16 protein-coding genes are annotated in these 13533 nt (G+C 62.1%); 8 read left to right on the top strand and 8 right to left on the bottom strand.

The features are described from left to right. Positions 1-33: 33 nt before the first annotated feature. Entirely contained in the window at positions 34-702 is a 669-nt protein-coding gene (locus ACFQ6Y_RS06670) for a class I SAM-dependent methyltransferase (protein WP_378630343.1), read from the top strand. On the opposite strand, the gene ACFQ6Y_RS06665 is transcribed toward ACFQ6Y_RS06670, so the two are convergent. Further along, a complete protein-coding gene (locus ACFQ6Y_RS06665) occupies positions 663-1892 on the bottom strand; it encodes an MFS transporter (protein ID WP_378630340.1) in 1230 nt (409 codons plus the stop codon). The genes ACFQ6Y_RS06670 and ACFQ6Y_RS06665 overlap by 40 nt on opposite strands. A 70-nt stretch (positions 1893-1962) precedes the next feature. Here ACFQ6Y_RS06665 and ACFQ6Y_RS06660 point away from each other — a divergent pair, with 70 nt between their 5' ends. Together ACFQ6Y_RS06660 and ACFQ6Y_RS06655 are read left to right on the top strand one after the other, a co-directional pair. After that, positions 1963-3018, top strand: coding sequence for a LacI family DNA-binding transcriptional regulator (locus tag ACFQ6Y_RS06660; protein ID WP_378630336.1), 1056 nt, complete (start codon positions 1963-1965; stop codon positions 3016-3018). Further along, positions 2985-3470 (top strand): hypothetical protein, encoded by a 486-nt coding sequence (locus tag ACFQ6Y_RS06655; protein WP_378544417.1) that lies wholly within the window; start codon positions 2985-2987, stop codon positions 3468-3470. The genes ACFQ6Y_RS06660 and ACFQ6Y_RS06655 overlap by 34 nt, the downstream gene beginning before the upstream one ends. Positions 3471-3564: 94 nt before the next feature. On the opposite strand, the gene ACFQ6Y_RS06650 is transcribed toward ACFQ6Y_RS06655, so the two are convergent. Further along, complete coding sequence (locus ACFQ6Y_RS06650; RefSeq protein WP_378630333.1) at positions 3565-4383, bottom strand: AraC family transcriptional regulator; 819 nt, start codon at positions 4381-4383, stop codon at positions 3565-3567. A 91-nt stretch (positions 4384-4474) separates the two neighbouring features. Here ACFQ6Y_RS06650 and ACFQ6Y_RS06645 point away from each other — a divergent pair, with 91 nt between their 5' ends. Next, positions 4475-4846 carry a cupin domain-containing protein gene (locus ACFQ6Y_RS06645; RefSeq protein WP_378445915.1) on the top strand — a complete coding sequence of 124 codons (372 nt, stop codon included), beginning with the start codon at positions 4475-4477 and terminating at the stop codon, positions 4844-4846. Here the strand turns inward: ACFQ6Y_RS06645 and ACFQ6Y_RS06640 are convergent, their stop codons facing one another. The 4 genes from ACFQ6Y_RS06640 to ACFQ6Y_RS06625 all read right to left on the bottom strand — a co-directional run bounded on the left by ACFQ6Y_RS06640 (position 4847) and on the right by ACFQ6Y_RS06625 (position 8636). Then, positions 4847-5506, bottom strand: coding sequence for an HD domain-containing protein (locus ACFQ6Y_RS06640; protein WP_378630322.1), 660 nt, complete (start codon positions 5504-5506; stop codon positions 4847-4849). A gap of 279 nt (positions 5507-5785) precedes the next feature. Next, complete coding sequence (locus ACFQ6Y_RS06635; RefSeq protein ID WP_378630319.1) at positions 5786-6382, bottom strand: CHAP domain-containing protein; 597 nt, start codon at positions 6380-6382, stop codon at positions 5786-5788. Between the two features lie 17 nt (positions 6383-6399). Beyond that, positions 6400-7971: an MDR family MFS transporter gene (locus tag ACFQ6Y_RS06630; protein WP_378630316.1), complete on the bottom strand. Its 1572-nt coding sequence runs from the start codon at positions 7969-7971 to the stop codon at positions 6400-6402. 32 nt (positions 7972-8003) lie between these two features. Further along, on the bottom strand, positions 8004-8636 hold the full coding sequence (locus ACFQ6Y_RS06625; RefSeq protein ID WP_378630313.1) for a TetR/AcrR family transcriptional regulator: 633 nt from the start codon (positions 8634-8636) through the stop codon (positions 8004-8006). Positions 8637-8740: 104 nt separating this feature from the next. Here ACFQ6Y_RS06625 and ACFQ6Y_RS06620 point away from each other — a divergent pair, with 104 nt between their 5' ends. The 4 genes from ACFQ6Y_RS06620 (at position 8741) to ACFQ6Y_RS06605 (ending at position 12129) form a co-directional block, all read left to right on the top strand. Beyond that, entirely contained in the window at positions 8741-9094 is a 354-nt protein-coding gene (locus ACFQ6Y_RS06620; RefSeq protein WP_378533193.1) for a zinc ribbon domain-containing protein YjdM, read from the top strand. 100 nt (positions 9095-9194) lie between these two features. Then, entirely contained in the window at positions 9195-10226 is a 1032-nt protein-coding gene (locus tag ACFQ6Y_RS06615) for an ABC transporter substrate-binding protein (RefSeq protein ID WP_378630310.1), read from the top strand. Between the two features lie 51 nt (positions 10227-10277). Then, on the top strand, positions 10278-10697 hold the full coding sequence (locus ACFQ6Y_RS06610) for a DUF1622 domain-containing protein (RefSeq protein WP_378631335.1): 420 nt from the start codon (positions 10278-10280) through the stop codon (positions 10695-10697). 31 nt (positions 10698-10728) lie between these two features. Further along, positions 10729-12129: a DUF2252 domain-containing protein gene (locus ACFQ6Y_RS06605; RefSeq protein WP_378630306.1), complete on the top strand. Its 1401-nt coding sequence runs from the start codon at positions 10729-10731 to the stop codon at positions 12127-12129. A 4-nt stretch (positions 12130-12133) separates the two neighbouring features. On the opposite strand, the gene ACFQ6Y_RS06600 is transcribed toward ACFQ6Y_RS06605, so the two are convergent. Together ACFQ6Y_RS06600 and ACFQ6Y_RS06595 are read right to left on the bottom strand one after the other, a co-directional pair. Next, positions 12134-12850, bottom strand: a complete 717-nt coding sequence (locus ACFQ6Y_RS06600) for an SRPBCC domain-containing protein (RefSeq protein WP_378630303.1) — start codon at positions 12848-12850, stop codon at positions 12134-12136. A gap of 2 nt (positions 12851-12852) precedes the next feature. Next, positions 12853-13482 (bottom strand): ArsR/SmtB family transcription factor, encoded by a 630-nt coding sequence (locus ACFQ6Y_RS06595; RefSeq protein WP_378630301.1) that lies wholly within the window; start codon positions 13480-13482, stop codon positions 12853-12855. Between the last annotated feature and the right edge of the window lie 51 nt (positions 13483-13533).

The following is a 13533-nucleotide window of genomic DNA, read 5'->3' as shown; positions in this document are numbered from 1 at the left end:
GGGTTTGAAAGGTGCGGATTGATACCGTCGGGTATGGGTGTGATTGCTCGCTTGGACGGTTTCAACCGGCGCCATCCGTGGAGTCACAACGATCACTACGGACGGTGGGTTCTGCGCAATCTGGGCGGAACCAGGTCCGGTCGCGCCCTGGACGTGGGGTGCGGGACGGGCAATCTGATCGACCTCCTGCGTACGCGGTTCGACGTGGTGGTCGGCGTCGAACCCGACCCCACGGCCTCGGCTGCCGTGCTCGCCAGGTTTGTGGACGACGAGAACGTGATCATCGAAGCGCTGCGGTTCGACGACTTCGCGTCCGAGGTGAAGTACGACGCGATCACCGTCGTCGCGGCGCTGCACCATCTTCCGCTCGAAGAATCGATGAAACGCCTGAGCGGCCTGCTCGAACCAGGCGGTCGGCTCGTCGTAGTCGGGTGTTATCGATCGACGACAGTGACCGACGGACTCCTGTCGGTGTTGGCGGCCGTCTGCAATCCCGTCGTCGGCGTGCTCGAGCATCGACAGGTTGCGGTGGAGCCGCTGAAGTCGATGACCGCTCCTACTGCGGAAGCTGGTGAGTCGATGGCTGACGTCCGGCGCGCCGCCGCCCTGCATCTGCCAGGTAGCCGGATCAAGCGGCGACTGTTCTGGCGCTACACCCTGATCTACGACGCGAGGCTGGCTGCCGCGTCGGTGGGGGAGTGAGTGGACCGCTGCGGTTCGCGGGGAAATGCGCGTCGGCCGAACCCGACTATCACCAACGAACCGATCATCAAAGCGACCCCGATTCCCGCCAGATGCGAGATCCCACCACCGTCGACGACAGCGGCGCCGAGCAACGCGCCGGTCGCAATCGCGATCTGGAACACGACCACGTAAACGGCGGAGGCACGGTCGGTCCCGATCGGGACGGCGCGCAGAACCGAGGACTGTAGGCAGATCGGAACGGTGGTGAACGCCGCGCCCCACAAGATCGTGGCGATAACTGCGAACGCTCCCATCGACGGCGCCAAGAGCCAGAAGATGGCCAGCGCGCCTGCCACCGTCGCGATCGAGATGAGCGTGAAGAGGCGCGGTCGCCGGTCGTAGTACTTGCCGGCGACCCACACCCCGACTGCGCCGGCGGCGCCGTACACCAGAAGCATCGCGGTACGGATCCCACCGGACGAGCCAAGGCTCTGCTCCACCAGAAGTGTGAAGAACGTGTACGACGCGAACTGCCCCAGCGCAGCAAACAGCGTCGCCGCACAAATGACGGCGAGTGCCCGTCTCATCTCAGGTGTCGGCTTCGGCTTGTCTCGCTTGCTCCGATGGAGTTGATCGACCGGCATTTCGGGCAACGCACGATGCAGTGAGAAAGCGATGATCACTGCCACCACACCGATTGCCGCCGACGCGGTCCGCCAACCCCAGGACTGGCCGATCGCCGAAGACAGGGGACCTCCGAGAACAAAAGCGAGAGACGTGCCGGCGTACACCATCGCGATGGCCTTGCCCTGCTGTCCGCGCGGAACCAGAGTCGCTGCGACCGGCGCAACCACTGCCCAGAACACGCCGTGCGTCGCAGCGCAGAGCAACCGCCCGATCACCAGCATCGGATAGTTGACGGCCAACGCAGCGACCAGTTGCGACACCGCGAGGGTGGCCACGGTCAAAACGACAACGCGTCGGCGCGGCCAGGATTTGACCGCAGAGATCAACGGAAGCGTCAAGGCCGCGACACCGTATGCATAGAAGGTCAGCAGAAGGCCGACACGCCCTTCGGTGACGTCGAGATCTGACGATATTTCGCTGAGGAGTCCGATGGGGAGCATTTCAGCCGTCACGTAGGCGAAGGCTGCCCCGGCCAGTGTCATCAGCCGTAGCGTGGTTGCCTTCGGCAGTCGAGCGGTCATGGTGTGTAACGATACATGTATCGATACACACCTGCGTAATGGATATTCCGTACTCGCTATGCTGATGCGCATGGCCACACGTGCACAGCGTTCGAGTCGACCGACGATGGCCGACGTCGCCAAGGCCGCAGGCGTGTCGGTGATGTCGGTGTCGTACTCCTTCGCGCAACCCGAGCGCGTGTCGGAATCAACGCGGGCCAAGGTGTTCGCGGCGGCGGAAGAGCTCGAGTACTCGGGCCCCAACCGAGCGGCGCAGTCGTTGCGGAGTGGCAAGTTCAACAACATCGCGGTCGTCTTCAGCGAGAAGCTGACGTACGCCTTCGAAGACGCAGTAGCCCGGCGATTCCTGTCGGGCGTCGCCGACGCCTGCCTGGACGCGAATGCCGGATTGATGATGCTGCCGAACTCGGGGAAACCCGGAGACGTCGACAGAGTTCGCGACGCAGCGGTAGACGGTTTTGTCGTCTGGACGACAGTATTCGACGACCCGATCCTCGACGCGATTGTCGGCACCGGAAAACCTGCGTGCATTCAAGGGGGGCCGGCGCACGAGGGTTTGGATCTCGTCGGGATGGACGATGTTGCCGGCGCGACCGCTATTGCGGCGATCGGGTTGTCGGGGGCGCAGCGGCCCGCGGTGATCAGCCTTCCGTGGGATCGTGAGCGTCGCTCCGAGATCCGGATGGATGTGGATCCGGGTGAGGCGTTCTTCCCGGTTTCCCGCCATCGGCTGCAGGGCTATGAACGCGCAGTTCGAGACGCCGGGCTCGACTGGTCGTCGGTACGAGTTGGGGTTGTCACCGTCAACGAGCGGAGCGAGGGAGCGCGAATGGCTCGCTTGCTGCTCGATGTTCCGGCGAGCCGTAGGCCCGATGTAGTGCTGGCGATGAGTGACGAACTGGCTCTGGGGGTGCTGGACGCGATCCGTGAACTCGGCTTAGCGTTGCCTGACGACGCCGCGGTCGTCGGGTGGGACGACACCGCAGCCGCGTCGGACGCAGGGCTGACTACGGTTCGCCAGTCATTGTTCGATCAAGGACGTAACGCAGCTCGCGTGGTTCTCGGGCTCGACGATGCGGTGGAGCCGGTCGAGTGGTCGGTGCGTCGGAGAACCTCGACGCGATGATTACCCCGGTCATCGTCGACGGTCTGCGTTTTCGGTGGTTTGTCCCTCCAGAATTGGGGGAAACCGTCCGTTGGGGGCTCTCGTGGAATGCCGACAACCCGCGCCGGTGGGCGGTCGCCGAAGTCGCGGGTGCAATGCACCTACTTGCCGGAACTCCTCGTGACGACCCAAACGCGCGTCAGGCCTGGATAGATTTCGGCGCAGATGCCGCCACGACCGGAGTAGTTCGGCGCCTACGGCTCATGTCGATCGAGTCCGACATGCTTCCCGACCCGAAGATTCCGCACGGCGCAGATTGGGGTTGGGCCACGACGCAGTTCGTGCCGGGCTCCGAGCGCTTCTACGAGTTGGCCCGTGCACCTGGTGCGTTGCGCTCGTATCAGCTGACCGATCGTGACTGGGGGCCGCGGCGCGAGGAGTTCTTGCTGGTCGACCTCGAGACGGCTGCTTGATCGCTGGACCTGACACCGTTTTCATTCAGTGCACACAGGCTCCAGCTGACTGGAAACAGTGTCTGCTCGATGAAACCGGTGCCAAGTGCTGCGGCTAGCGCTCTCTGTCGGCCACGTTCAGTGCGTATCTGCCGGGTGGCGCCCCGACGTGCTTGACGAAGTGTCGCGACAAGTGGGCTTGATCGTGGAATCCGACGTCGACGGCCACATCCGCTAATTCGCGCCCCGCCAGGATTGCGCGTCGTGCCAGATCGATCCGGCGTCCCGTGACGTACTTGTGAGGCGGAAGGCCATAGTGCGTCGCGAAGTTCTTGATCAGATAGGTGGGGTTCCGCTGCAGAATGCACGACGCTTCTCGCATGGTGATTCCCGTTGTGAGTCGCGCATCGAGTAGCTCCCGAAGTTGATCGGCAACGCGTTCGTCGACGGTGGGAGTGTGACGGACTCGACCTGTGTGTGGTGTGAGGATTTGGTTCAATTTTTCACCGAGGAACCCCAGGCGACTTTCGGCCTCGAGTGAGTCGCCGTGCGGGCCGAGTGCAGAGTGCAGCTGATCGATACGGTGGCGCAGCAGCGGGTCGCGAATCTCGGGACAGTCGACTGCTCGACCTACCAGATCCTCGCCGAGAACTGACGTTTCGAGATAGAGGATTCGTTGCCGAAATCCGGCCTCGGTGACCGGGACTCCGTCGCGCGCGATGCCTGGCGGCAACAGTGTCACGATCTCCGGGGCCGCTCCGTGTGCTCGGTGGTCTAGGTCGTATGCAATCGTTCCGCGGTCGACGAGCATCAGCGACCACTGATCGTGCGTGTGCTTCGGATAGGCGTGGCCGACAAAATCGGCATGAAAGACCTCGGTGATTCCCTCGAGGCCCGGTGCCCACGCGGTGATCTGTGCGCCGTGTGGATCCATGTCAGAAACGTACAAGACGCATCGGCCTCGGGTGACGAAGAGTGGTGCGGGTTCGTCGTCGCAACGATGGCGAGCCAGAGGGAGGAACACCATGGACAGTTCGGCAACAGCGATATCGCTCCGCGAGAAGTTCGGTCAGTTCACCGAGCACTGGTCACCCAAGAAGATTGCTTCACTCAATGACTACGAGATCAAGATCGTCAAGATAAAAGGAGAATTCGTCTGGCACACCCACACCGACACCGACGAAATGTTCCTGGTGACAAAGGGGCAGATCCGAATCCAACTGCGCGACGGAGATGTTTCGCTGGGGCCCGGTGAATTGTTCGTTGTACCTCGCGGAGTCGAACATTGTCCCATCGCCGAAGAGGAAGCGGAGGTGATGTTGATCGAACCCGTGGGCGTGGTGAATACCGGGAACGTCGGAGGATCACGAACCGCGGTGCTCGAGGACTGGACGTAGCTAGCGGCTCTTCCAATCCAGGGGATTGGTTCGGAGCGGGAGTGCCATGCCCGATCTCCAGAGCGTCGCCGCGCGAGAGAGCGGGCGGAGCTTGACCTCGCGCCGCATCGACTGTGCGAACTCGTCGGTGAACCCGGTTCGCGGGTATTCCGCGATTGCTGCATCAACAGCTGCTTTCGGTACTTCTGGTGCACGTCGACCGGCAACGTCGAAATGTGCTGCGGCGTGCAGCAGATAGGCGTCGGCGCCCGCATCGCGATCGACAGTCAGATCCATGTGCAGACGGATCGCTTCACCGATTCGCTGTGTCGACCTCTCCGAAGCGCCCACTCGGGTCGCGAGTTCTTCCGCGTCTGCGGCGCTGATGTAGGTGAAACACCCGTGCTCGGTCGATCCCTCCGCGCCCAAGCCGACATCGTGAAGCGCACACGCGGTGAAGAGATCTTCTGGGTCGTACTCGATCGCATCGATCTGCGCGAAGACGTCCGCCCAGATCCAGCATTGCAAACTGTGGTTCAGGACCGCGGGGGAGAGTGCGCCTTTGGCGTGATCGAGCGCTTCGCTGCACAGCTTGGCGTCGGGGAGTGCGCGTTTGCGCAGCTCGAGTGTCCGAGTGGGGTAGCGGCCGAGCCGGAGTCGGAGCATCGACGGAGTACTCATGGCCTACGCAGCAGCCGCGCGGGCCATGAGTTGCAACTGCTCGAGGGTGGTCAGCTCACCGGGGCGCATCGAATTCCTGTCTGAGGTAGGGGACAGCTGGATACGAATCTAGTTGCCAGATCCGGTCCTTCGCGTAGGTCCAATATCTGTCGCCGACGGAAACGGAGGATTACCCGAATATTGTGCATCCGTTTGCTCCATCCAACGGTCAAACCAATTCGGAAATCTCGCCGCCCACATCGATAAAGTTTCATCACGCAAAGACGGCAGGGGGTTGGCTCAGAGGACGCCGAACCCGACGATTCCCGGAACTTCCGAGGGCACTATGCGATGAAGCATGACTTTGTTGTTCTCGTTTCCGCCGACGGTGGTCAGTGTGCCGGCGTCGTTGATCAGAACGACGTTGACGTGTTGCCCGAAGGGGCTCGAGTCGCCGTACAGGATCGTGTCGCCGACCTTCGGTTGGTAGCCCTGTCCGTGGGGGACAAACGCGTCGACCGACTCGTAGTACTCCTGCAGCGTGTACACCCCGGGGATGCGCCACGAGCCGGAGTTGGGGTTCGAAAAGGGCGTCCCGATCTGGTTCATCGACCAGCTCACGAAATCGGCACACCACGATTCTTCGACACCCTCGGCGTATTTGGTGCCAGGACTGCCCGATGCCCATTCCTGTTCGAGGACGCTCAGCAGCGCACTCTGCTGAGCGGTCAGCGTGCTGTGGTCCACCGTGGGGAACGAGCCGAGGTTCTCGCCGGCGAGGGCGTCGTCGCCGCGGGCGAACCACCAAAGCACGCCGGCAACAACGACAACCACTGCAACGCCGAATACGCCCAGAACAGCGAGAGTGCGTCTGGGCGTATTCGGTGCGTGCGACATCACGCCACGATAGTCAATTACTCGAGCGGGGGTGCCGATCGATCGATCGTCGTCGCGAGCGGCTTCTCCTTGACGAAGAGCAACAAGACGACCGCTGCGATGACCAAGGGGACGAGGTACAGGAAGATCGGCGCAAGCGCATCGTTGTATGCGCCGACGATGATCTCGCGAACCTGGCTCGGCAACTTCCAGAGAATTCCCGGTGTCAACGAGTTTTCGTCACCGCCGACTGCGCCTCCGTTTGCCGGCAGTCGCTCGGACAGCAGATTGGTCAGGCGCGAGGCGAACAGGCTGCCCACGATCGCGCTGCCCAACGAAGCACCGATCTGACGGAAGAAGTTGTTCGACGCAGTGGCAGTTCCCACTTCAGCGGCGGGAAAGGTGTTCTGCACTATCAGGATCAGGATCTGCATGACCAGTCCGAGCCCGATGCCCATGAGTGCGATGTAGCAACCGAAGACCAGCAGCGAAGTCGAGGGCGTCAGACGTGACAGCAGGACCAGCGCAACTGCGACGATCGACGTTCCGACGATGGGGAAGATCTTGTAGCGGCCGGTCTTGCTGACCAGCTGGCCGGAACCGATGGAGGCGACGAGCAGGCCCGCCATCATGGGAATCATCATCAATCCTGCTTCGGTGGCGTTCTTGCCGGTCACCATCTGGATGTAGGTCGGCAGATAGGCGAGCGCACCGAACATGGCGATTCCGATGATCAGGCCGGCGACTGTGGTCAACACGAAGTTGCGCTGAGCGAACAGATGCATCGGAATTACCGGTTCGTCGGCACGCTTCTCGACGAAGACAAAGGCCACTGCCGTCACGACGCAGCCGATGATCAACCCGATGATGACGGCCGATCCCCAGGCGTATGTGTTTCCGCCCCAAGTCGTGAACAGGATCAGACACGTCGCTGACGTCGCGACGAGAACCATGCCCAGATAATCGATGCGAGGCTTGCCGAGGTTCGGCTTCCGCAGGTGCAGAAATGCCATCGCGCTCGCGATGGCGAGTAGGCCTAGGGGGATGTTGATCCAGAAGGCCCAACGCCAACCGATGCCTTCGGTGAACCAGCCGCCGAGTAGGGGACCGGCAACCGAAGCCAGCGCGAACACACCGCCCATCGCGCCCATGTATCGGCCGCGTTGCCGGGCCGGAACGACGTCGGCGATGATTGCCTGGGACAGCAGGATCAAACCGCCGCCGCCGAGGCCTTGTACTGCGCGGCCAGCGATAAGTGTGGTCATGTCGTGGGACAGACCGCCGATCACCGAACCGACGATGAAGATACTGATGGCGCCGATGAAGAGGCCCTTGCGGCCGATCAGGTCACCGAGTTTTCCGTACACCGGCATCATGACGGTCGAGGCGAGGATGTACGCCGTCGTCACCCAAACCATGTGGTTGACGCCGTTCAATTCGCCGACGATTGTGGGCAACGCAGTGCTGAAGATCATCTGATCGAGCGATGCCAGCAGCATGGTGATCATCAACCCGACAAAAACGAGGATGATCGACCGTTTGTCTGGCGCGGCCTCGGTGTCGGTGTGCGCGCCGTCGGGGTCGACGGTCGCAGCTTCTCGAGTGGACATGAAGTTCCTTAGTTGAGTGACGGCTGGCGAATTCAGTTCGCGGATCGGAGAATTCGAGCCATCAGGAGTAGTGCAGGATCCAGCAGTTCGGTTCTGGGGCCGGCCCGTTCGCTGCCCTGCCATTTTCGGAAGACGTAGCGCATCGCTGCACCCGCTGTGATGACCGTTGCGGTGGCTTCGTCTGCGGCGGCGGTGTCTGCCGGAAGTTGCCGATACTCGGGGCGCCCGCGCAGCTCGCGCGTCAAGAGTCTGGTGAGTGTGTCTTCCAGGTCGTGGAACGTGGCCAGGTGCTGTTGCAAGAGTGTGGGATGCCGTTCGAACAATTCGCGTCGGTGCGCGAGCAGATCGGGCCGTTCGTCGACGATCTGCATCGCCGCTTCGAATACCGCGAGCGCGCCTCGGAGTGGATCATCGGGGTGCTCGTTGATCAGGGTGATCATGGTCGTCTCGCTCGGCACGACGAGCATGAGCCCACCGATCGCGGCGTCCTTGGTCGGAAAATAATTGAAGAACGTGCGCGTCGACAGGTTGCAGGCTTCGCAGATCTTCTCGACGGTCACTTCGTCGTAGCCCAGCTCGAGGACGAGTTCGACCGCCGTGTGCTCGATCAACTGCCTCGTGGCAATTCGCTTTCGTTCACGCAATCCGAGTGTTTCGGTTCCCATTTCATCCATAATTGCACAGAGTGCAAAGTTTCATCGAGTGCAATATTTGTCTCAAGAACGGTTCATGAAGTGCAAAAATGGGAATCGCGCGCCGGCTGGATAGGATGACCCGCGTGGAAGACACCCTGCCCCCATGCCCCGAATGCGCCGGCGAATACACCTACGAAATGGGTGCGCTGATGGTGTGCCCGTCCTGCGCACACGAGTGGGCACCGGCCGATGGTGCAGGTGAGGCTCCGGGAGTGGTGAAGGACTCTGTAGGAAACGTCCTTGCGGACGGCGACACCGTGACGGTCGTCAAGACACTCAAGGTGAAGGGTAGCCCCACCGGTATCAAGTCGGGCACCAAAGTGCGCAACATCCGCCTCGTTCAGGGCGTCGGCGACCACGACATCGATTGCAAAGTCGACGGCATCGGACCGATGCAATTGAAGTCGAGCGTCGTCAAGAAGGTATGACCGGATAGCAATAGATGTCGGCTCGAAATCCTGTTCAATTTCGACGATTCGATCGCCACAATCGAGGAGATTCTCGACTGCCGAACGAATGGACCGAACTGTGTCGAACTCGATTTGCCTGCACCCCGCACTCGAAGACCCCGTACTGGATGCTGACGAGCAGTGGAACCGCATCGTCGATGCGATGACGCGCCGGGGTTTCCTCGGCGCCGGGCTCGGCGCGGCGGCCGCGACGCTCCTGGGAGCGTGCAGCAGTGACGAAAACGGCTCGGAGTCTTCAGGTCTCGTCACCGTGCAGGACGAGACGGGCAGCGTCGAGATTCCGTCGGATCCTCAGCGGATGGTCATCGCCCACGTCAGCGCCATGGCGACGGTGCTCGACCTCGGAGTGCCGCCGGAGAAGATCGTCGGCGGCTTCTTCGGCCTCGAAGGTGTGGGCAGCGACGCGGTGTTGCGCATGATGCCGGAGGCCGCGAACATCCCGAACCTCGGCACGGCCGGAACCTGGAACAAGGAAGCAATCATCGGCGCGTCGCCCGATCTGATCGTCATGCTCCTGACCGCCGGAAATGCTTATGCAGCAAAGTCCTACGACGAACTCTCGGCCACCGGTGTTCCGGTGTTCGCCGGCTTCAACGGGTTCCTCACGTGGGACGAGATGAAGAAGTTGGTCACCTCGATGGGCGTCGCGGTCCGACGCGAAGACGCTGCCGCGGAATTGAACGCGCGAACGGAAGACCGACTCCTGGCAATCAAGGATCGACTCTCGGCACTCGGCTCGCTGCCGTCGGTGACCCTCCTCCGCACCGGCGAGAACGGTGTTGTCTACAACCAGGTCGACGCTCTTCTCGACGCCCTCGGATTCCCCGGTGATCGAGCCACGTCGGAGGAGTTCACGCGCACACTTTCCGCGGAGCAACTCGATCAGGTCACCAGCGACGTGATCATCGTCGGTGCTTTCCAGGACCAGCGGGACGTCCGCGCCCAGTTGGCGATGAACCCGCTGTGGGAGCGGCTTCCCGCTGTCCGCTCCGGGAACGTCCACTACGTCGACGACAGCCTGTGGGGCTCGGGCTATTCTCCTCGCGCGACACAGCTGCGGCTCGACGACATCGAGCGGATCTTCAGCTGACACCGTCGTGTCCTCTCGACTTATCGGTGAGTTACCTCGAGAATCATGACCATGTACAAAATCAGGTTCTTCGAGCTTGTCACCGAATGGTTCGAAGTACTTGGTGTCGTCGCCATGGTTCTCGGGTTCGTCTTCGCATTTGTGATCGCGGGACGCGCGTGGTCTCGAACGCGCGACGGTAGTTCAGCGTTTCGGACTCTGCGCGAATCCATGGGCGCGGTCATCCTTCTCGGGCTCGAGATCCTTGTTGCAGCCGATCTGGTCAAGACTGTGACGTCTTCGCCGTCGCTGACCGATGCCGCAGTTCTGGGCATGATCGTGCTGATTCGAACGGTGCTCAGCCTGTCGATTCAGATCGAGATCGACGGGGTACTTCCGTGGCGCAAGGCGTTGGTGTCCAGTCCGGAACTCCTGGTACGCGCGGCGCGCGGATCAGGAGGCCGAGCGATGCCCGACGCGTCGAGTTCGTAGCGATAGCCGTTGCGAGTGAAAGGTCGGGCAGATGACAGCAGTGCGCACCGAACATCTCTCTGTAGACGAGCGGCGGGCCCGCGGCCGCCAGGCGCGTAGAGACACCCCGCTGGCGGCGCTCGCGGATCTTGCGGACAGCGACCGCGACCCGATTTCGCTACTGGAAGTGCAGGCGAAATCCCGGGTCCAGGACCTGGTACCCATTCGTTACGGGCGGATGTCGGCGTCGCGATTCTCGTTCTTTCGGGGTGCTGCGCTGGTGACGGCCGACGATTTGTCACGCAGCCCGGATTCGGGCCTTGCCAGCCAACTCTGCGGTGACGCACATCTGAGCAATTTCGGGATCTACGCAACGCCGGAGCGGAAGTTGGCGTTCGACATCAACGATTTCGACGAAACCTACCCGGGTCCGTTCGAATGGGACGTCAAGCGACTGGCCGCAAGCTTGGCGATCGCCGCGAAGGACATCGGATTTTCGGGCAAGGAGCGAAAGAAGATCGTTCGCGGATGCGCGGCCGAGTATCGGGAAACCATGATCACCCAGGCCGGATTGGGAAATCTTGCAGTCTGGTACTCGCACATCGCACCCGAGGACGGGCTCGAGGCCCTCCAGATCGACCTGAAGAAGCGCATGCTCGCTCGTACACAAGCGACGCTGGACAAGGCTCGCCGCCGCGACAGTGTGCAGGCGGCAGGCAAGTTCACCGAAATCGTCGACGGCCGGCGGCAATTCATCAGTGATCCGCCCTTGATCGTGCCCGCAAACGAGTTGTTCGTCGGGACCGATCTCACGCAGATCGAGGACCTGTTGCGCCAACGCGTCCGGTCGTATCGCGACACACTGCAGTGGGATCGACGCGTTCTCCTCGACGCCTTCGAGATGACGCACATCGCCAGGAAAGTCGTGGGCGTGGGAAGCGTCGGAACACGCGCGTGGATGATCCTCATGAAAGGCGTCGACGACGACGATCCGTTGATTTTGCAGGTCAAAGAGGCGCAGCCTTCGGTGCTGTCCGGCTACGTCGACGGCCCGACCTTCAAGAACGAAGGGGAACGCGTCGTCAACGGGCAACGATTGATGCAAGCGACGAGCGACATTTTTCTCGGCTGGGAACGAGGGCCGGGGCTCGACGAGGGCGAGCACGATTTCTACATTCGCCAACTGCGTGACGGTAAAGGGTCGGCAGTCATCGAGGAGATGGTGCCGGAGGGTTTGGAACTCTACGGGCGCCTGTGCGCCAGGGTCCTCGCCTACGCGCATGCTCGCTCGTCCGACCGGATAGCGATCGCCGAATATCTCGGTGACGGAACCGAATTCGATTTCGCGATCGGGGAGTTCGCGGCTGCCTACGCCAAACGCAACGCTCGAGATCACGCCGCTCTGCTGACCGCGATCGACAACGGTCGTGTGTCAGCAGAGCGGGGAGTGTGACGACTCAGGCGAACACGCCGGTGAGCCAGGCCTGCCACGCTGCCGTCGCTGCGTCACCATCCGCATCCGCGGCGAAGAGGTGATGGGCCGCGTCGACGTTGCCGCCGAAAGCGTTTCGGCCGTAGAACCGAAGCAAGGCGTTCTCGGTGCGCAAGCCGATGAACCAGTCGTTGACGTAATCGACGACTGCTTCGATGGTCCCGATTCCGGGCACATTCACCGTCACCGTGTCGCCGACGGCGGTGTCTCGGGTGATTCCAAGTGCGCCGCGAAGTGTATTCATGGCCTCCGGCGCGCTGGAGGCCTCCGGACCCTCGGCCGAGACGTACGTGGTGGAACTACCGGCAAAGTACTGCACGTACTGGCCGAGACTGTGAAGGTAGAAGTCGGTGTGCTTGCTCGCTCCGTCGTACTGGTTGTCCCAGTCCTCGGCAAACACTCCAGCGTGGACGTAGCGGACAACGGCGGTGCTCTCGTCGCGTGCTTCGACAACGTATTCGAGGTTGTTGAACCAGCCGTCGGGGCCTTGCATGTGGATGGCAAGTTCGCTGGGCGGCTCCCAGGCCGCGATGATCGGGCTGTCCGGGCGGCTGCCGTCGGCGGGGATCTCGAGAGGGGAGGGGAACATCCAGCCGGCCGTTTCGGCCGAGATGGCGGCCCAGATCTGCTCGGGAGTTCCGGGTACGACCACCTCGCGGCGGATTTCGAATTTCTCGGACATTGTTACTTCTCCGTTTCGGGCGCGTCGATTGCCTGGGGTGTGTTGACAGGGGGTGTGGTGAGGCTGGGATGCAGGGCGACAACGAGGCGGTGTTTGCGTCCCCCCTCGGAATTGCCGCCGTGATACTTGGCGACGAGTGAGTTGATCGATTCGCCGAGTTCACCGGCGAATGCAGCGCGGTCGGATGCAGTCGCAAAGGTGATGTCGCTGTCGATGGCAAAGGACGCCAACGGTTTTTCGGCCGCAGTCGCCCCTGCGATCAGCTCGCCGACTTCTCGGACGATCCGTGCCGCAAGAGTGACGAGCCAGCGCGCCGAGAGCTGATCCGGGAACCGGCTCGGGTCCGGGGCGAGCGCAGACATGGCGGCGGGGGAGATGACGTACGACGCGGCGCTGGCCTGCATGATGCGCTCGGTCATGTTGCCCCGCTTGCGTTCCTCGACGAGTTCGACAAGTCCGTGCTCTTCGAGAGTGCGTAAGTGGTAGTTCACCTTCTGGCGTGTCAGTCCCACCCGAGGCGCCAGCGAGGATGCCGATCCCGGCACCGCCAATTCGGCCAGAATCCGTTGCCGTATCGGGTCGAGCGATGCCTCCGCGGCAGCGGGGCGATCGATGACTGCTACTTCCAACATGAGAAAACCATCCCACCGACAATAAATTCTGTCAAGACAGAAAAAATTGTC

This window comes from Rhodococcus sp. NPDC056516 (assembly GCF_042794655.1).
Lineage (GTDB): Bacteria > Actinomycetota > Actinomycetes > Mycobacteriales > Mycobacteriaceae > Rhodococcus_F.
This window is presented reverse-complemented; position numbering and strand designations above follow the sequence as displayed.

Excerpts from the sequence above, each read along its gene's own strand:
- ACFQ6Y_RS06670 (WP_378630343.1), top strand. The coding sequence starts at position 34 with ATGGGTGTGATTGCTCGCTTGGACGGTTTCAACCGGCGCCATCCGTGG.
- ACFQ6Y_RS06665 (WP_378630340.1), bottom strand. The coding sequence starts at position 1,892 with ATGACCGCTCGACTGCCGAAGGCAACCACGCTACGGCTGATGACACTG.
- ACFQ6Y_RS06660 (WP_378630336.1), top strand. The coding sequence starts at position 1,963 with ATGGCCACACGTGCACAGCGTTCGAGTCGACCGACGATGGCCGACGTC.
- ACFQ6Y_RS06650 (WP_378630333.1), bottom strand. The coding sequence starts at position 4,383 with ATGGATCCACACGGCGCACAGATCACCGCGTGGGCACCGGGCCTCGAG.
- ACFQ6Y_RS06645 (WP_378445915.1), top strand. The coding sequence starts at position 4,475 with ATGGACAGTTCGGCAACAGCGATATCGCTCCGCGAGAAGTTCGGTCAG.
- ACFQ6Y_RS06640 (WP_378630322.1), bottom strand. The coding sequence starts at position 5,506 with ATGAGTACTCCGTCGATGCTCCGACTCCGGCTCGGCCGCTACCCCACT.
- ACFQ6Y_RS06635 (WP_378630319.1), bottom strand. The coding sequence starts at position 6,382 with ATGTCGCACGCACCGAATACGCCCAGACGCACTCTCGCTGTTCTGGGC.
- ACFQ6Y_RS06630 (WP_378630316.1), bottom strand. The coding sequence starts at position 7,971 with ATGTCCACTCGAGAAGCTGCGACCGTCGACCCCGACGGCGCGCACACC.
- ACFQ6Y_RS06625 (WP_378630313.1), bottom strand. The coding sequence starts at position 8,636 with ATGGGAACCGAAACACTCGGATTGCGTGAACGAAAGCGAATTGCCACG.
- ACFQ6Y_RS06620 (WP_378533193.1), top strand. The coding sequence starts at position 8,741 with ATGACCCGCGTGGAAGACACCCTGCCCCCATGCCCCGAATGCGCCGGC.
- ACFQ6Y_RS06610 (WP_378631335.1), top strand. The coding sequence starts at position 10,278 with ATGTACAAAATCAGGTTCTTCGAGCTTGTCACCGAATGGTTCGAAGTA.
- ACFQ6Y_RS06605 (WP_378630306.1), top strand. The coding sequence starts at position 10,729 with ATGACAGCAGTGCGCACCGAACATCTCTCTGTAGACGAGCGGCGGGCC.
- ACFQ6Y_RS06600 (WP_378630303.1), bottom strand. The coding sequence starts at position 12,850 with ATGTCCGAGAAATTCGAAATCCGCCGCGAGGTGGTCGTACCCGGAACT.
- ACFQ6Y_RS06595 (WP_378630301.1), bottom strand. The coding sequence starts at position 13,482 with ATGTTGGAAGTAGCAGTCATCGATCGCCCCGCTGCCGCGGAGGCATCG.